General features: G+C 68.5%; 15 protein-coding genes and 2 pseudogenes. 7 read left to right on the plus strand and 10 right to left on the minus strand.

All coding sequences use genetic code 11. The features are described from left to right. Positions 1-19 precede the first annotated feature (19 nt). A complete protein-coding gene (locus tag JD77_RS10465; RefSeq protein WP_211372530.1) occupies positions 20-766 on the plus strand; it encodes a GntR family transcriptional regulator in 747 nt (248 codons plus the stop codon). A 36-nt stretch (positions 767-802) separates the two neighbouring features. Further along, positions 803-1894: a mannose-6-phosphate isomerase, class I gene (manA, locus tag JD77_RS33500; RefSeq protein ID WP_246140604.1), complete on the plus strand. Its 1092-nt coding sequence runs from the start codon at positions 803-805 to the stop codon at positions 1892-1894. Between the two features lie 10 nt (positions 1895-1904). On the opposite strand, the pseudogene JD77_RS33505 reads toward manA, so the two are convergent. Beyond that, positions 1905-2300, minus strand: a pseudogene (locus JD77_RS33505) (L-dopachrome tautomerase-related protein); the annotation flags it as partial. Between the two features lie 152 nt (positions 2301-2452). Next, the gene (locus JD77_RS10480; RefSeq protein ID WP_246140605.1) at positions 2453-3169 is read right to left on the minus strand and encodes a histidine phosphatase family protein; all 717 of its coding nucleotides are present in this window, start codon (positions 3167-3169) and stop codon (positions 2453-2455) included. 112 nt (positions 3170-3281) lie between these two features. Between JD77_RS10480 and JD77_RS10485 the strand changes: the two genes are divergently transcribed. The 4 genes from JD77_RS10485 (at position 3282) to JD77_RS10500 (ending at position 7061) form a co-directional block, all read left to right on the plus strand. After that, positions 3282-3500, plus strand: a complete 219-nt coding sequence (locus JD77_RS10485; RefSeq protein ID WP_145774100.1) for a CbtB domain-containing protein — start codon at positions 3282-3284, stop codon at positions 3498-3500. Between the two features lie 17 nt (positions 3501-3517). After that, entirely contained in the window at positions 3518-4297 is a 780-nt protein-coding gene (locus JD77_RS10490) for a CbtA family protein (RefSeq protein WP_145774101.1), read from the plus strand. Positions 4298-4573: 276 nt separating this feature from the next. After that, positions 4574-5484, plus strand: a protein-coding gene (locus tag JD77_RS10495) for an IS5 family transposase (RefSeq protein WP_425463561.1) whose coding sequence is annotated in 2 segments (ribosomal slippage) — positions 4574-4912 and positions 4915-5484 — 909 coding nt in all. Because the reading frame shifts where the segments join, the coding sequence is not laid out codon by codon here. 128 nt (positions 5485-5612) lie between these two features. After that, positions 5613-7061, plus strand: coding sequence for an IS4 family transposase (locus JD77_RS10500; protein WP_170286341.1), 1449 nt, complete (start codon positions 5613-5615; stop codon positions 7059-7061). A 16-nt stretch (positions 7062-7077) separates the two neighbouring features. On the opposite strand, the gene JD77_RS10505 is transcribed toward JD77_RS10500, so the two are convergent. From JD77_RS10505 to JD77_RS33510, 8 genes and pseudogenes are all read right to left on the minus strand, one after another. Beyond that, on the minus strand, positions 7078-8283 hold the full coding sequence (locus JD77_RS10505; RefSeq protein WP_145774102.1) for a cytochrome P450: 1206 nt from the start codon (positions 8281-8283) through the stop codon (positions 7078-7080). Further along, entirely contained in the window at positions 8280-9362 is a 1083-nt protein-coding gene (locus JD77_RS10510) for a fatty acid desaturase (protein ID WP_145774103.1), read from the minus strand. Before JD77_RS10510 ends, JD77_RS10505 begins: the two co-directional genes overlap by 4 nt. Continuing rightward, complete coding sequence (locus JD77_RS10515; protein WP_145774104.1) at positions 9349-9645, minus strand: acyl carrier protein; 297 nt, start codon at positions 9643-9645, stop codon at positions 9349-9351. Before JD77_RS10515 ends, JD77_RS10510 begins: the two co-directional genes overlap by 14 nt. A gap of 2 nt (positions 9646-9647) precedes the next feature. Continuing rightward, positions 9648-10571, minus strand: coding sequence for an acyl-CoA desaturase (locus tag JD77_RS10520; RefSeq protein WP_145774105.1), 924 nt, complete (start codon positions 10569-10571; stop codon positions 9648-9650). Then, positions 10558-11367, minus strand: a complete 810-nt coding sequence (locus tag JD77_RS10525) for an acyl-CoA desaturase (protein ID WP_145774106.1) — start codon at positions 11365-11367, stop codon at positions 10558-10560. Before JD77_RS10525 ends, JD77_RS10520 begins: the two co-directional genes overlap by 14 nt. Positions 11368-11426: 59 nt before the next feature. Further along, positions 11427-12968 (minus strand): fatty acyl-AMP ligase, encoded by a 1542-nt coding sequence (locus tag JD77_RS10530; RefSeq protein WP_145774107.1) that lies wholly within the window; start codon positions 12966-12968, stop codon positions 11427-11429. A 733-nt stretch (positions 12969-13701) separates the two neighbouring features. Beyond that, on the minus strand, positions 13702-15144 hold the full coding sequence (locus tag JD77_RS10535; RefSeq protein WP_145774108.1) for an amino acid permease: 1443 nt from the start codon (positions 15142-15144) through the stop codon (positions 13702-13704). A 336-nt stretch (positions 15145-15480) separates the two neighbouring features. After that, positions 15481-16161: pseudogene (locus JD77_RS33510) on the minus strand (amylo-alpha-1,6-glucosidase); the annotation flags it as partial. Between JD77_RS33510 and JD77_RS10545 the strand changes: the two are divergent. Beyond that, complete coding sequence (locus JD77_RS10545) at positions 16145-16384, plus strand: CbtA family protein (protein ID WP_145774109.1); 240 nt, start codon at positions 16145-16147, stop codon at positions 16382-16384. The pseudogene JD77_RS33510 and the gene JD77_RS10545 sit on opposite strands and share 17 nt — an antisense overlap. Positions 16385-17301 lie beyond the last annotated feature (917 nt).

The raw sequence follows: 17301 nt of genomic DNA on the forward strand, positions 1-17301 counted from the left end.
CTCTGACGAGGAGAGAACCTTGACGTCCCCAGCCGGCGCTGTCCCCGCCAAACGCTCGACCATGGCTCCCCAGCTCAAAGAAGCAATCCGCCAGCTCATCACCCAGGACGAGATGGGGCCGGGCGATCAGCTGCCCACCGAACCCGAGCTGTCAGAACACTTCGGAGTCTCCCGCAACAAGATCCGGGAAGCGTTGAAGCTGCTGGAGCAGGACGGATTGGTCACCGCCATCCAGGGACGAGGTCGGTTCGTGTCGGCCCTGGGTTCACTGCCGATCGAGCGGCCGGTGAACGTCTACGAGAGCATCACCGCGTTGCTGCAGGGACTCGGCTACAAGGTCACCAATGTGGTGCTGAGCGTGGAAGAGGGAACCGCGGACGCCCGGGTCGCCCGCGAGCTGCAACTGAACGAGGGCGACCCGGTCATCCGGCTCGTGCGCCTGAGGCTCGGCGACGACCAGCCCATGGTCTTCAGCATCAACATCGTCCGGCGGGACGCACTGCCCGGCCCGCTGAAGTTCCGCAACTGGGGCGCGTCCGTCACCAAGAGCCTGGAAGGGCACGGGCACTACATCGCCTTCTCGATCGCCCGGCTGTCCGCCGCGAACCTCCCGGCCGAGTACTCGGAGGCCTACGATCTGGCCCGGTACGACCCCTGGCTGCTGGTCGAGGAGACCTGTGTGACCCGCGAGGGCAAACGGCTGCTGTACGCCATCGACTACCACCGCAGCAGCGAGATCGCCTTCAACGTCGTCCGCCGCCGCTAGCCCGGTCACCCCCCAACAATCTGGAAGGACACGGCAGTGCAACGCATCCTTGGTGTCGCCCGGCACTACGACTGGGGATCGCCGACCGCCATCCCCGCGTTCCTGGGCGATCCGCCCGATCCTGAACGGCCGGTGGCCGAGGTATGGTTCGGGGCCCACGAGGACGCGCCCAGTCCCGTTGCCGGCAGTGACCAGACCCTTCTCGACGTGGTCGGCAACCGGCTTCCGTTTCTGGTGAAGCTGCTCGCCCCGGGTCGTTCCGTCTCGTTGCAGGTGCACCCCGAGCCGCACCTGGCCGAGGCCGGCTTCCGCGAGGACGAGGCGTCGGGCATTCCGCGGGACGATCCCCGGCGGCGGTTCAAGGACCCGGTCCACAAGCCCGAGATGGTTTTCGCCCTGACGCCGTTCACCGGCCTGGTCGGCTTTCGCCCCGTCGCCGAATGCGTTCGCGACCTCGACCGGCTCGACGCGGACCTCGCTCGCCGCATGCGGGCCGAGCTCACCGGCCCGGGACCCGATGGCGACCGACGGCGCCGCGCGTTGCAGACCGCCCTGGACGCATCCGCCGACGAGGTGAAGGGATTCGGCGGCGAGATTCCGTGGCTGGCCGACCTCGCCGAGCAATACCCCGGGGACCCCGGAGTCGCCGCCGCCGTCCTGCTGCGCCGGTTCGTCCTGGCGCCCGGGGAGGCGGTCTTCGTGCCCTCCGGCATGATTCACGCCTATTCCTCGGGCCTGGCACTGGAAGTCATGGCCAACTCCGACACGGTTCTGCGGGCCGGGCTGACGACCAAACTCGTCGACGTGGACGCGCTCATGCGGTGTGTCGATTTCGACAGCGAAGCGGCCGTCGAGGTTTCGCGGCACCACAGCGCAGGACGGCTTTATTCCCCTGCGGTGACGGAATTCGCGCTTCTGGACGCCACGGCGGCGAGCCCGGAGCCCGTGCCGATCTCCTTGGCCGGACAGCAGATCGCCCTCTGTGTCGAAGGGCCGGTCGAACTCATCGACGGCGCGAACCGGCTCGAGCTCGGCCCGGGCCAGGCCGCCTACCTGGCCGACGCGAAAGGCCTGTCGATGCGGGGGCCGGGCCGTCTCGTGCTGGCCGGTCCCGGCCGCGAATCCTGATCCGGCCGGAATCGTCGGTCTCCAGGCCGTCGGAGCCGCCGCCCTTGTCACCCTCGTCCGCCACCGTGGCGGCGACCAGGTCCTCGGTGAGGTCGCGGTCGGCGAGCGCGTCGGTGGCGACGCTGTACCAGCGGCGGGAGGCGAGGGGACAGTAGTGCAGCCGGGAGCCGTCGGCGGAGATGGCGATCCCGTCCGACCCCATCGACAGCGGCTTCGGCGCTCCGTCGGCCGGGCGTTCCAGGAACGGCCGTCCCTCGACGCTGGGCCGGTAGGTGGACAGCGGCTCGGCCTTGGTGGACGGGTGGTCGTGCAGCCGCCGCCAGGACGCGCCGCTGGCCAGGTCGACCACGACGATCCCGTTCGGCCCGGAGTCCGAGGAGTCGGTGATGTAGGCCATCCCCGCGTCACCCCCTGGCCGCCGTCGCTGAGCCTATCGACGCCAGCGGACCCGGCGTGATTCGACCAGCGGTGCTGACGGGCCGCACCTCTCAGCCCAGGCGGCCTGCGAACGGGGCGAGCTCTTTCGGGCTAGTCATCGCGGCGATGCGCCGGCCCGGGTCAGCGTAACGGGCTTGCGGTCGCGCGTAGGGTCCAGCGTCCGGCACCGCCGCGCAGCACCGTCTTCGTGAGCGGAGCGATGTCGATCCGCCAGAACGACGCGGGGGTGGCGGCGATCGCGTTGACGACAAGCGCGCGGATCACCATGGGGTGCGTGACCGCGATGACCGTACGGCCCTTGTCCGGCACCGCGCGTAACCAGCCACCCGTCCGGTCGAGCAGGTCGTGGAGGGACTCGCCGCCGTGTGGTGCGGCCGCCGGGTCGGTGAGCCAGGCCGCGACAGCGTTCGGTTCGTCGGCGGCGACGTCGTCCAGGGTGCGGCCGGCCCACCGGCCGAGTTCGCCGTCACGCAGCCCTTCGTCGACGGCTGGAGTCAGCCCGAGCGCGGTGGCGGTCTGCGTACAGCGCAACGCCGGGCCGCAGCGCACATCGTCGGCGCGGGGCAGCGCACCAGCCAGCGCGGTGGCATCCGCCAGACCGTGCGCGTCGAGTGGCTCGTCTCGTGGGAAGGCAGGGGACCGGGTCGCTGCGGTGGGTGCGTGGCTGATCAGGATCAGGCGATTACTCACGCTGATCGCCCCCTTCTTCAGGACCCAATCCACAATGAGAAGGTCATCGATATCAATCGTGCCCGTGATATTGACACCGCGACGTTGCCGCCCGTAGCGTCCAGGCCACAGCGTGACGGTGGGAGGAAGCCGGTGCAATCCCGGCACGGTCGCGCCACTGTAACCAGCCCGACGGGTGCCTCACCTGACCGGCTGGGAGTCAGACCCTCCACCGTCACGGAAACCGCTAGGGGACGCGTGATCCCAGGAGGTCCTTGTCATGGCCGACATGTCGCTGCCCGCTCCCACCGCCGCGCCCGCACCGGTCGCCATACCGCTGCGGCAGATCCTGCCCTGGGCGGCCTTCGCCGCGGTGATCGCGCTCGTACTGCTCTACTTCGTCGGCGTCGAACAGGGTGTCCTGTCCGTGTTCGCCGGCGAGACGGTGCACGAGTTCGTGCACGACGGACGCCACCTGCTCGGCTTCCCCTGCCACTGAACGCGGCGAGGACCCTCATGCTGTCCACCCGCTCGCTTCTCGTCCGCGGCATGCTCGTCGGCCTCGCCGCCGGTGCCGCCGCCTACCTGTTCGCAACCGTCTTCGGTGAGGGCCCCGTCGGGCAGGCCATCGACTTCGAGTCCGCCCAGGCCGCCGCCCACACGCATGCCGCTGCCGCCGCCCACCCGCACGGCGAAGCCAGCGAACCCGAGCTGGTCAGCCGCACCGTGCAGAGCACGGTCGGTCTGGCCACTGCCGCCCTGGTGTACGGGGTCGCGCTCGGCGGTCTGTTCGCGCTCGCCTTCGCCATCGCGTACGGCCGGATCGGGCGCTTCAACCCCCGGGCGACCGCCGCGCTCGTCGCGCTCGGCGGCTTCGTGACCGTCGCGCTCGTACCGTTCCTCAAATATCCGGCCAACCCACCGGCCACCGGCAACCCGGACACCCTCGGGCAACGAACCGGCCTGTACTTCCTCATGATCGTGATCGCGGTCGGCACCGGGCTCCTCGCCGTCAACCTCGGACGCTGGCTCAACCCGAGGTACGGCGCCTGGACCGCGACCCTCATGGCGATCGCCGCGTACGTCGTCCTCATCGGGGTCATCCAGACCGCACTGCCCACGATCAGCGAGGTACCCGACGGCTTCCCCGCCCTCGTGCTCTGGAAGTTCCGGCTCGCCTCACTCGGCACCCAGCTCGTCACCTGGACCACCCTCGGGCTGCTCTTCGGCGCGCTCACCGAACGCAGCCTCCGCACCCGGTCCGCCCCGGCCGCCCGTCCGACGGTCACCGCCTGACGACATCGGCGTCGGTATCGCGAACAAACAGCGGAACGCTCAGCTCGGTGTCCGCCCCAAGCGCCAAGCAGCCAGGGGCGGACACCTTGGCACAGTCAAGGATGCGGCGGGCCGGAAAAGCAGTTCCCACCGAGTTGGCCGGCGGGCCGTAAACACGGTCGACGAGCACACAACAGCTACTACGTGACCGGCCACAGGTAGCCACCTCGCCAGAGGCGACAGGGACTAGGGCGTGTCTCGTGGATCTTCGGGGCGGGTTTTGGTAGATAGATTGGCGTGTCTCGACGGCATGAGTTGACCGATGACGAGTGGGCGCTTCTGGCGCCGTTGCTGCCAGCGGATCCGCCGCGTGGGGGCCGATGGCGTGACCATCGGACGACGGTCTCGGGGATCTTGTACCGGGAACGTACCGGGATTCCGTGGCGTGACCTGCCGGAGCGGTTCGGTCCGTGGAAGACGGTCTACCAGCGCAAACGCAGGTGGGCGATGGACGGGACCTGGTCGCGGATCTGCGCGGCGTTGCGGATCGACTGCGACGCCGAGGAAGGCGACGAGTGGACGGTCGGGGTGGACACCTCCTCGATCCGGGCGCACCAGCACGCGGCGGGTGCTCGGCACGCCCCAGCGGCGGATCACCCAAAAAGGGGGAAGCCGCAAGGGACGAAAAGGGCGGAAGGGAAGCCCTCGGCCGGTCCCGTGGCGGGTTGACCACCAAGCTGCACCTGGCCGCTGACCGGCGTTGCCGTCCGATCGCGCGGCACACCACGTGCGGGCAGCGGGCCGACTGCACCGGCTTCACGCAGGTCATGGCCGCTATCCGGATTCCCCGCCGGGTCGGCCGGCCGCGTACCCGTCCCGGGCATGTCCTGGCTGACAAGGCGTACAGCTCGAAGGCTATCCGTTCTCACTTACGCCGTCGCGGCATCAAGGCCACGATCCCGATCAAGGCCGATCAGGCGGCCAACCGTCGCGAGAAGGGATCTCGCGGCGGCCGGCCACCGAACTTCGACCGGGAGCGCTACAAGCAGCGCAACACCGCTGAGCGGGCGTTCAACAAGCTCAAGCAGTTCCGGGCGGTCGCGACCAGGTACGACAAGCGCGACTACATGTACCAGGCCACCGTCGACATCGCCACGATGAAGATCTGGCTACGTGACCTCACCCAAGATCGACGAGACACGGCCTAGGCTCAAGGCCGGGTAGTTAGGCGGCGGGCGTGGCTGTCAAGCCGATGGGCCCGGGGGCGGTAAAAGCAACGGAACTCCGGTAGAACTGGCGGTCGACCAAGATCCACCGTTTCTGCCCGGGAGTTCCGTTGCCGGATCATTCTGCCCTGTCCCGCACTGTGGCCGCCATCACCCGCACTGTCCGGGTCGCGGCGGGAGTGTTCGCCCCGGGCCATCTCGGGGAACTCACCTCGATCGTGCCCTTTGAACTCGTCGATGCGGTGCTGGCCGAGACCGGTACGGTGCAGGCAAGACTACGGAACCTGCCGTCCCGGGTCGGGGTGTACTTCGTGCTGGCGATGTGCCTGTTCCCGGAGGTCGGCTACCGGCGGGTCTGGGCCAAGATGATCGCCGGGCTGGTGGGGCTGGTCGTGGTCGTCCCATCGGGTAAAGGGCTACGTGACCTGCGCCGCCGCGTCGGTCCCGCTCCGGTGAAGGCCCTCTTCGAGGTCCTCGCCGGGCCTCTCGCGCAGCCACACACTCCCGGGGTGCGGTTCGGCCGCTATCGCACGGTGTCCTTCGACGGTTGTACCTCCCAACGCACCGCCGACACCGCCCGCAACCGTGCCTGGCTCGGCAAACGCACCGGAAACGGCTACCCGGCGGTGGAGTTGATGACGCTGGTCGAGACCGGCACCCGCGGCATGCTCGGTGCGGTGTTCGGACCGACCGCCGAGGGCGAGACCAGCTACGCCAGCAAACTGCTGCATCTGCTGGATGCCGGCATGCTCGTGCTGTGGGACAAGGGCTTCGACTCCAACATGTTCCTGACCGCGGTCGCCGGCACCGGCGCCCAATTCCTGGGCCGGCTGCGCGGCAACCGCCGCCTGCCGGTCCTGGCCCGCCTCGACGACGGCTCATACCTGAGCGTCCTCAACCACGTCCCCGTCCGGGTCATCGACGCCACCGTCACCGTCACCTGCGCCGACGCCACCACCTACACCGGCGTCTACCGCCTCGTCACCTCCCTGCGCGACCCCCGCCGGCACCCGGCACACCGCCTGGTCGAGCTCTATCACCAGCGCTGGGAACACGAATCGGCGTACTACGCCCTGCGCCACACCATCCTGCACGGACGAATCCTGCGCTCCGGCGACCCGACCGGCATCCAGCAGGAACTGTGGGCACTGCTGACCGTCTACCAGGCGCTGCGCACCGCGATGGTCCACGCCACCGAAACCCGGCCCGGGACCGACCCCGACCGGGCCAGCTTCACCATCGCCCTGCACACCGCCCGGGAACAACTCACCAACGCCGCCGACGTCCTGCCCGAGAACACCGACCTCACCGGCGCTATCGGCCGCGCCGTCCTCGCTGAACTCCTCCCACCACGCCGAGCACGCACCAGCACCCGCCGCGTCAAATCACCACTGTCCCGCTACGCCAAACACCCACCCGGCAGACCCACCACCAACCAGAAGATCACCAACCTCGCCATCACCATCCACGACGACACCACCGAACCACTCCCACCACCCACACCATCCCCACCCCGCAAACCCCGCAAACCCCGCTTGACAGCAGCCGCAACGCCCTAACTACCCGGCCTTGGGCCTAACCCTCGAGGTTGACGACCAGGTCGGCCAGGCCGCGTTGCACGAGCTGCTCCCGATAGGACGGCTCGGACGCTAGGGACATCGCGGGAAAGCGCCCGAGCAGCTCGGCGAGCGCGACGTCGACCAGCAGCTTGGCGAAGCTCGCGCCCAGGCAGTAATGGGTGCCGAGCCCGAAGGCCAGCGGCGCGTTGTCCAATCGGCCGACGTCGAACTCGTCCTGCCGCCCGAACCGTCGAGGATCCCGGTTCGCCGCCGCCAGGGTGAGCAGAACCCGTGAGCCGGCTGCGATGTGGACGCCGCCGAGCTCGAGGTCGCGGGCGGCGACGCGGGTCAGCATGTGGATGGCGGGGTCGATGCGCACGGCCTCGGTGATGAAATTCGACAGCGTTCCCGGGTCCGCGACCAGGTCATGGGCGGGCAGGCGCCGGGAGACGACGAGCTGGACGGCGTTGCCGATGACGTCGCTCGGTGTCTGCGTGCCGGCGATGAGGAACAGGACCAGGCTGGCGACGAGCTCCTCCTCGGAGATCGCGCCGGTGGCCTCGCCGTCCCGGACCATGGTGCCGGTGAGGTCGTCCGAGGGGTGCCGCCGCCGGTGCCGGATCAGCTCGCGGAAATAGTCCGTGAGCACGTCCATGCCCGCGTCGGCGGCGACCAGCTCGTCCCGGGTGAGGATGGGCTCGAACGCCGTTGTGCAGGCGAGTACGGGTACGCGCAGGGCGTCCCGGTCGCTCGAGGGTATGCCGAGCAGGTCGCCGGTCACCGCCATCGTGAACGGATACGTGTACGTCGCCACCAGGTCGACGCGTCCCGACAGGTCGGCGATCAGCGTCCTGGCGTGGTCGACGGCGGCCGGCCGAAGGCGCGCGACCTGCCGCGGCGAGTAGGCGTCCCCGGCGAACCGGCGCAGCCGTCCGTGGTCGGGCTCGTTGCTGAACATCATGATCTTGGTGAAGCACTGCCAGGTGGAGTGCGCGAGCAGACCGGTACGCAGGTGCGCGTCCGCGTCGGTGACCAGCAGGTCGCGGTGGCGCAGCGCGGCCGCGCACTCGTCGTACCCGAGGACCATGACCAGCTCTGGCCCGAGCCGGAAGGCAGGCCCGAGCGGCCACAACGCGTCATACAACGGGTAGGGGTCCCGTTTGCCCTCGCTGGTGAACAGCCTCGCCAGCGCCTCACTCGGTCCCATTCCGACCAGCGTCACGAACCGCTCCCCCCGGGTGGCACCGGCGCTCCGGAGAACGTCTCGTAGAAGCCGTTCCGAGCGTCGTACAGGTGCAGGTTCCGCAGGATCCGCCACAGGCTGAGCGGGCGCAGCCTCTCCTCGCGCACCATGCCGGGATAGGCGTCCCGCAGGGCGGCCTGGGCGTGGGGCAGGTTATAGAACGGCACCGCCGGAGCCACGTGATGTGCGGTGTGTACCGCGATGTTGTGGGTCAGGAAGTTGAGGAACCGCGGATAGATGAAGTCGGTGGTGAGCAGCAGCCGACCGGCGTTTCGGGTCCAGTGCTCGGAGGTGAGGAACGGCAGGTCGCTGGCGCTGTGGTGCATCAGAGTGGTGGCGCTGAACCACAGGTGGATCGCGAGCCACGGCACGAGGAAGCAGACGACGAACCCGTGCCATCCCGCCAGCACGAACAGGCCCGCGACCAGGAGCAGGCCGGCCGGGGCGGTGAAGGCGATGGACCGGCGTACCTCACGGGCCGTCGACGCCTTCGGGAAGAAGCCGGGACGGAACCCCGACACCAGCCAGTAACGGATGCTGCCACCCCAGAACGCCCACGTACGCGTCGCCGAGTACATGGCCCGCTCCCACCACTGCATCCGGGCGTACATCTGCGCCGGTACCGGACGCCAGTCGGTGTCGAGCTCGAGGTTGTTCGTGTGGGCGTGATGCATGTTGTGCACGTGCCGCCACGATTGGTACGGGTACAGCAGCGGCAGCAGCGCCACGTGCCCGACATAGGTGTTGAGCCGCCGCGAACGGGAGAAGGACCCGTGTCCGCAGTCGTGCGCGATGCAATGCAGACCCCAGCCGCCCAGTCCGGCCAGGGCCCAGAGCGGCGGGTAGAGGTACCAGTGCGGTGCGATCACGATCCCGGCAATCGAAACGGCGTACAGGGAAAGGCTGACGCCAAATCCGAGCAGGCCCCGACTGGTACGGGGGGCGAAAAGCGCCCTGGGTATCGCGGTCGTCAGATTCTCGCCCTCGAGCCGGCGGGACTTCTCCATGAAGTGGTGGAAGTCCGCCCCGGGCGAGGTGGGCACGCTAACCGCCGGCATGGGCCAGCATTCCTTGCGACTCGAGGTGTTCCACCACAGCGTCGATCGATCCGTGGTCGAACAGCAGCGCGGGCGAGAGGCGCTGCTCCACGAGATGTTCGAGCTGCCCGGTCAGCGTGATTCCCGCGCGCGAGTCGAGACCGTAGTCCTCGAAGTTCTTGGCGGTGTCGATCTCCTCGGCCGGCACGCCGACCCGCTCGGCGACGTAGTTCGTCAGCCAGGTCCGCAGCGTGTCCGCGGTCAACGGGCCCTGCGGTTTCTTCACCTTCTTGAAGAAGGCCATCGTCAATCTCCCATCCGTCGGCGCGCGACCGTCGTCGCGCTCGGCTCGTGCAGGTCCCAGGCGAGGCGCAGCCGGCCGAGCCCGGCGATGAGCCAGCCACTGAGGTCGGGCTCCCACCACCGCACGGCGTGCCGGTACGAGCCGGGGAACGCGTGGTGGTTGTTCTGCAGCCCCTCGCCCATGGTCACCACGGCGACCCACCAGTTGTTCGTGCTCTGGTCGCGGGTGGCGAAGGGCCGGCTGCCGAATGCGTGGCAGATCGAGCCGACGCACCAGGCCGCCTGGTTCGCGACGAAGATGCGCGCCAGGCCGCCGAACACCAGCGCGGTCCCCGCGGCCTCGAGGCTCCCGCCGACCACGAGCCCGACCGCGGTGGGCAGGGCGAGGCCGAGCAGCACCCAGGCGGGATACATCCGGTGATGGGCCACGAGCCGCCGATCGTGCAGGACGTCGGGCGCGAAGACGGACCACTTCGAGTTCTCTTCGCTGAGCATCCACGGCATGTGTGCGTACCAAAGGCCTCGTGCCCTTGCCTTCAAGTCCGTGCCGTGGAGGTTGGGCGAGTGCGGGTCGCCCTCCTGGTCGGCGAACTTGTGGTGCCGTCGATGCGTGGCGACCCAGAAGAGCAGTGGACCCTGGGCGGCCATCGAACCGGCCACCATGAGGACGTCGCGCACCCACGGCCGCGTCTTGAACGCACGGTGGGCGATGAGCCGGTGCAGGCCGATCGTGACGCCGCCGAGATGTACGAGGTACATGACGCCGAACAGGATCAGGTCGAGGGCGGTGACGTGGCCGGTCACGAGCAGCCAGACCGCTACGGCCGTACCGATCAGCGGCAGTGTCATGGTGGTGAGCGCGGAAAACCGTTTGATCCGCAGGCTCTGCGGGTCGAGCCGGACGATGCCCGCCTCAGCCAAGTTCATGCTCCTCCTCCCTCGCTTTTCCCGCGCGGTATCGCACGTCGTGTGCGAGGCCGAGCTTCTCGAACACCCGGATCACGCTTCCGGTCAGGTCCAGCTGCCAGAAGCTCTGGCGGTTGTGGGCGATCGACGGCTGCGCGTGGTGGTTGTTGTGCCAGGAGCCGCCGACGGTGATCGGCGCGAGCCCGGCGATGTTGCCGCTGCCGTCTCGCGTCGGATGCGGCCGGTTGCCGATCAGGTGCCCGAGCGAGTTCACGGTCCAGGTGACGTGGTCGAGCACGAACATGCGGGCGAACCCGCCCCACAGCAGCCCCGCGAGGGCGTCGACTGGGCGGCCGGTGACCGCGAAGGCACCCAGAGCCGGCAGGACGAGCCCGGCACCTACCCACCAGGCGTAGTAGCGGTCGATCGTCATCACCCGCCGGTCGTGCAGCAGGTCGGTGACCCGGCGGTCCCAGCCGGTCTGGTCCACCGTGAACAGCCAGCCCATGTGGCCGTGCCAGAAGCCGGCCAGCGCACCGGCCAGACCCGGACCCCGCGGCCTCGGCGAATGCGGGTCGCCGTCACGGTCGGCGAAGGCGTGATGCTTGCGGTGCACCGAGACCCAGAACAGAATCGTCCCCTGCGCCGCCATGCTCCCGGCGCCTCCCAGCGCGGCGGTCAGGACCGGCCCAGCCCTGAAGGACCGATGCGTGAAGAAGCGGTGCAGGCCGCCCTCGACGCCGATCGAGGTCACGAGGTACATGCCGGTGAAGACCGCGAGGTGCCACCAGTGGAAGCCGCTGAGGACCTCGAGCACGATCGCGCCTGCGAAGCCCGCGGTCGAGAGCAGGACGTGGAGGTACGCCCACCGGCGCATCATCGGGTGCCCGCCGACAGGTACTCCTCGCGGGTATGCCGGCGGCGTGGCTTGCCACTGGTGGTCATCGCGATGGCGCCGGGCCGTACGAGCCGTACGTCCGAGGGCCTTACGCCGTGGTCCGCCGTGACCGCCGCGACGATGCGGCCCTCGAGCTGTGCGAGTTCGTCGGCGCGTCTGACCTCGGCCATGACCACCAGCCTCTCCTCGGTCGGGCCGGGCACTGAGAAGGCGACCGCCCGGCGGATCCGCGCGTCGGTCGCGAGGACGGACCGCTCGATGTCGTGCGGGTAGAGGTTTCGTCCCGCGATGATGACGAGATCGCTGAGCCGGCCGGTGACGAACAGCTCGCCTCCGCGCAGATAGCCCAGATCCCCGGTGCGCAGAATCCCCGCCTCGAACGTCCGGGCCGTCAGCTCCGGCCTCTGGTAGTAGCCGGCCGCGACTCCGGGCCCGGACACCCGGATCTCCCCGACCTCGCCCTCAGGAAGAGCGCGTCCGGACTCGGGCTCGACAATGCGTAACTGAACGTCGCTCGCCGGGCGGCCACAGCTGACCACCTCGGTCCCGTCGAGGCGCTCGAACCGGAGCGGATCGCCTTCGGCCCGGGCGGTCACCATCAGGGTCGCCTCGGCCAGCCCGTAACAAGGGATCAACGCGGCGGGGTTGAAGCCGTACGGCTCGAAGCGTTCCTGGAAGCGGCGCAGCGCGGCGGGTGAGATGGGCTCCGAACCACAGAAGAGGTGCCGCAGGCTCGACAGGCCGACCGCGTCTTCCGCGTCGCACATCTCGAGGGCGAAGTTGGGCGCGACCGAGATCGTGGCCCGATAGTCCGAGACCGCCTGTAGCCACCGGGACGGTCGCTGCACGAAGTGCCCGGGCGACATCATCACCAACGGCCAGCCTCCGTACAGCGCCAGCATGAGGGTCCCGATCATCCCCATGTCGTGATAGGGAGGCAGCCAGGAAACCCCTACCCGGTCCGGGTCCTCACCGATCCGCACCGAGATCGAGCGACAGTTGCTCACCAGATTGGCGTGGGTGAGCGCGATGGCCTTCGGATCGTCCGTCGACCCTGAGGTGTACTGCAGAACGGCCGGTGCGGACGGTGGCTCATCCGGGACGCGGCGGGCAGGCTCCGACCTTCCGACCGGCGCGACGATGACCGGTACGCCGAGATCCGCCACCGCCTCGCACGACTCCGCGATCACCACACACGGGGCACAGTCGCCGACGATCGCGGAAACGCGCCGGGTCGTCCGCCGCGACGCCGGCGGATAGGCGGGTACGGCCGTAGCGCCGGCCAGCAGCACCCCGAAGAGCGCAGCCACGTAGTCAAGCCCCGGCGGCAACGCCAGTACAACTCGCGTCCCGGGCTCCACAAACCGGGCAACCGCCGAAGCCCGCTCGTACAGCTCAGCATAGCTCCAGCTCACGGCGCTACCACTCGTACCGTCAACCAAAAACCGGTAGGCAACCCGAGCCGGCTCCTCCGCGGCCCGGGCAGCCAAGATCCCCGGCAACCATCCAGCCGCGGCCATGGTCCTCCCTCTCCCCGTTATGGAGACGCGTGCTCAAGAGTATCGACTGATACCGACGTTGCTGCCCAGCGCGAACCGGGGGTTGAGGAACATCGGAACGAAAGTCACGCAGCTTCCCCCTCTTCATAGTCGACTTTGGCGTTTGTGCTGATTTAGGTTTTTTGTGGGGCCCGGGTGTATTACGACTTGGTGCGCGAAAACTGAGCTAACCGCTTCGATCATGAGAGTGGTTGGCGGGAAGATCACGATCGGGCGCTGTTACGTTGGCGGATCGGTGGACACGCCGAGCCGCGCCACCGGGCACTGTCAGATGGCTCGGGCCAGTTCCCGTAGACGCGGCGGCCACCCGCAGACCGGGCGGGGCGTCAGCGGCGAGTTCGTAGTGTCCGCGTCGGAGATTACCGCTCGACCAGCGACTCCTCCACATCCCGGCACGAGAGGTTGAACCGCCAGATACCAACGGACCGCCAGCACGATCACCTCGGGCGGGAACCGGAACCCGACGAACGCCGACGCAGGCGGAGACCAGGACCGGACACGAGTCGACGACCTCACCGATCCAGCAGACCACACCCGGCAAACCGGAGTCGATCATGCTTTCGCCCGGCGCAACAGACCCCGATCAGGTTGCAGAGACCCGAGCTGCCACCCACCGCTCACCCGAAGACGGGAGCCGGACAACGCCGTGTCGGGCCACTCCAGGGGTGTTCTGTCAGCCGGCGCTCGACGGCGACTACCCCAGGTCGTTTCCAGCATGGCGAGGGCTGCTGTTCAGCTTGGAGCGGCGGTAGCCGTACAGGGCGTAGATGACTATGCCGAGGAGGAACCAAGCGGCGAAGCGGAGCCACGTCACGGGGTTGAGGAAGGTGACCAGGCAGATCGAGAAGAGCGCCCCGAGCGCCGGGACCACCGGCATCCCGGGCAGCCGGAACGTTCGCGGCGCGTCCGGACGGCGGTAGCGCAGCACGATCACCGCGATGCAGACCACCACGAACGCGAGCAGGATGCCGATGTTGGTCAGCTCGGCGGCCCGCCGGATCGGCAGGAAGCCAGCGAGCAGCGCCGAGCCGGTCCCGACGATCCAGGTGATCCGGGTCGGGACTCGGCGGACCGGGTGAAGGTTGGCGAACCAGGCCGGTAGCAGGCCGTCGCGGCTCATTGAGAGCCAGACCCGGCTGACCCCGAGCATGTAGGTGAACATCACCGTCAGGATCCCGATGATCGCCCCGACCGCGACGACACTGGCCAGCCCGGACAGCCCCGCCGCGGCGAACGCCGAGGAGAAGCCGCTTTCCGGGTCGATGTCCCGGTAGTTCTGCATGCCGGTGAGGACCAGCGTGGCAAGCACGTACAGCACCATCGAGATGACCAGCGACCAGATGATCGCCTGTGGTACATGCCGACGTGCCTCCCGCGACTCCTCCGCGGCGGTGCTCAACGCGTCGTACCCGAAGACGGCGAAGAAGACCGTGGCGGCGCCGGTGATCGTGCCGCCGACCCCGTACGGGAAGAACGGTGAGTAGTTCCCGGCCTTCACGTAGAAGAAGCCGACCGCGATCACCAGCAGCACCACGCCGACCTTCAGCCCGACCACGATGGCCTCGATCCGCGCCGCCGTCTTGATCCCGCGGTTCAACAGGTACGCGATCAGCAGGCAGAGCAGCATCGCGAACAGGTCGACCACGTGTCCGTCGCCGGTGCCCGGTGCCCCCAGCATCCAGGCCGGCAGGTTGACGCCCAGCTCCCCGACGAGGAAGCCGAGGTAGCCGGAGATGCCGATGGCTACCACGGCCACGATCGCGGTGTACTCCAGCAGCAGGTCCCAACCGATGAACCAGCCGACCAGCTCACCGAGGACCGCGTAGCCGTAGGTGTAGGCAGAGCCGGCCTTCGGGATCATGCCCGCGAACTCGGCGTACGACAGTGCCGCCGCCGCGCTGGCCAGGCCCGCGATCAGGAACGACACCAGGACGGCCGGGCCGGCGGTCTGGTTGGCGACCGCCCCGGCCAGGGCGAAGATGCCGGCGCCGATGATGCCGCCGACCCCGATCGCGGTGAGCTGCCACAGTCCGAGCGAGCGGGACAGCCCCTCCTCGGTCTCCTCGGTAAGTTCCTCGACCGGCTTGCGCCGGAAGATCGGCGGCAGACCTTCACTCGCTGCTCCCTTCTGGTGCATGCCGCTTTCCTCTCCCGCGTTGAAGCCGGACGACCTACCACGTTGGCCGTTGACGCCCCAACTCAGCAACGAGAGGAGCTGCATTCGGATGCGGTGTGTTGCCCCTGCCCGCCGACACACGACGCATGCAAATGCTTTTAGCTATGCAGGCAACGTTCGATCCATACGATTGCCCTCCGGGCTCATAGTCCTTTGGAGCCGGGAGGGAAGGAGCGAGCAAATAAGCTGCACGGGTGTCTTCCGGATTTCCGGGGGCGCCCTATCCAATCTCAAGCGCGGTGGGCAGTCAGCCGGTGCTGCATGCGGTGCTCGACACCCGCATAGTTGATACCAATGGATCTCAAGGCGATCGACTCCGGCGGGTAGAACTGGTGCGAATGTCAGGCGAGCGTCGCGGGGCTCCATTCCAAGCATCGTTCGAAGCAGGAGTAAGGGCGCGCCCGTGGACCAGGCTTGCGGGCTGCAGGCCGTGGGATACTCCACGGGATAGTTGGTTAGCGAGCGGTCGTATCCGGCGAAGGCCTCCGGGAGGCGCCCATTAAAGTATTTCGCTGCCGTAAACATGCCTTCGGCGATCGCTGCGGCCTCGGCGTCGAAGCAGTACCGGCGCAGCCCCCATGCGATTACTGAGTTATCGAACGGCCATACGGTTCCGACGTGGTATCCGATGGGATTGTAGCGAGCCTCTCCCTCGGCCAACGATCGTACGCCCCAGCCGTTGAACAGGCGCTTTCCCATTAGATGCTGAACGAGTTGCGGAGCTTTCTCCTCATCGACGGTGCCGCTCCACAACAAGTTGCCGATATTCGAATGACAGGATGCTCAGCTGGCGCCCGCCGGGATCTTTCCATTTCTAGCTCTTTGACCAGCGCTTCATCCCCAGTCCAGAGTTCGTATTCATCAAGGAAAATTGCGAACAGGGGGTGCGTCCACGAATCCATAGTATGGCCCGTGCGGTTGTTCCTCGAAGGCCGCCGTCTCGCCGTATCGCACCTCATGCATGATTTTTCCTGGCTCGACCGCCCCATCTATCTGGCGGAACATCCAGCCCACGTCGAGCCGCACGATCACCGAGGTACCCGACGGCTTCCCCGCCCTCGTGCTCTGGAAGTTCCGGCTCGCCTCACTCGGCACCCAGCTCGTCACCTGGACCACCCTCGGGCTGCTCTTCGGCGCGCTCACCGAACGCAGCCTCCGCACCCGGTCCGCCCCGGCCGCCCGTCCGACGGTCACCGCCTGAGACAGCGGGCGTCGGTATCGCCGGCCATCGCACCACGGCGCAGCACCGTCGTTGCCGGGAACGAGCGGTGGGACGTCAGCCCGACTGGTGTCCGCCCCTGTGCGCCACGCACTCAGGGGGCGGACACTGCGGCGTTGTCGACTTGATCCCGTACGGTGCCGCGCCTGTGACGCCGCACGACCATGCGGGTCCACGCGCTGAGCCCGCTGATCCGGTCGGCCAGCCAGAACGGCGGCAAGGAATCTCCGCCGCGAACGACACGGGGACCCGGGCCGCTTGAAGTAGGCCGCCCCGTCGACCACCCAGACCCGACCGTCACGTACGGCCGGCAGGTCCGCCCAACCGGGCCGAGCTATGCCGCGGACAGCTCGTCCAAGGTCCGGTCGGCCGTAGCGCCACACGGGCCGAAACCACCAGGTCGGGGCTAGGTCCGCGATCGCGGACCGCTCGTGGGGACGGCGCGCAGAAGCGGCGAACCGTGCAGCGTCAACGTGTGGACGCGGAACTGGCCGTCGGGATCGCCGAGATCCACGACGCCTCGCCGCCTGCGGCAGCCCGCCGGTTCAGGAAGGGCTGGCGAGTCGGCTGATCGCCCGCCGGCGCCCGATTCGCGCTCGTCCATGCGGGGCGTAGTACGCGGCTGCCGTGCAGCGCTGCCGTTACGCTTACCGACCGCCGCCGCACTTAGTTGAGCGCTGCCAGGTTCCGGGGCGCCCCTGCTCGGCTTCGTCGTGATCGGCGCGGTCGCCTGCCGACGCCATCGAGTCATGCTGATCTCGCCGGCCTGCGCCGGCGGGGCGACGTGTCGGCTGTCCGGCCGCCGCGCGTCACGGACGGCCGGACAGCTGCTCCGCTACTCGCGCACGGTGCCGGCAGAGAAAGCACCGCTGGCTGCCGAGACAATCACCGCCGGGAAG

The organism is Micromonospora olivasterospora (assembly GCF_007830265.1).
Classification (GTDB): domain Bacteria; phylum Actinomycetota; class Actinomycetes; order Mycobacteriales; family Micromonosporaceae; genus Micromonospora; species Micromonospora olivasterospora.

Excerpts from the sequence above, each read along its gene's own strand:
- JD77_RS10490 (WP_145774101.1), top strand. The coding sequence starts at position 3,518 with ATGCTGTCCACCCGCTCGCTTCTCGTCCGCGGCATGCTCGTCGGCCTC.
- JD77_RS10515 (WP_145774104.1), bottom strand. The coding sequence starts at position 9,645 with ATGGCCTTCTTCAAGAAGGTGAAGAAACCGCAGGGCCCGTTGACCGCG.
- JD77_RS10535 (WP_145774108.1), bottom strand. The coding sequence starts at position 15,144 with ATGCACCAGAAGGGAGCAGCGAGTGAAGGTCTGCCGCCGATCTTCCGG.
- JD77_RS10510 (WP_145774103.1), bottom strand. The coding sequence starts at position 9,362 with ATGCCGGCGGTTAGCGTGCCCACCTCGCCCGGGGCGGACTTCCACCAC.
- JD77_RS10530 (WP_145774107.1), bottom strand. The coding sequence starts at position 12,968 with ATGGCCGCGGCTGGATGGTTGCCGGGGATCTTGGCTGCCCGGGCCGCG.
- JD77_RS10485 (WP_145774100.1), top strand. The coding sequence starts at position 3,282 with ATGGCCGACATGTCGCTGCCCGCTCCCACCGCCGCGCCCGCACCGGTC.
- JD77_RS10545 (WP_145774109.1), top strand. The coding sequence starts at position 16,145 with ATGATTTTTCCTGGCTCGACCGCCCCATCTATCTGGCGGAACATCCAG.
- JD77_RS10520 (WP_145774105.1), bottom strand. The coding sequence starts at position 10,571 with ATGAACTTGGCTGAGGCGGGCATCGTCCGGCTCGACCCGCAGAGCCTG.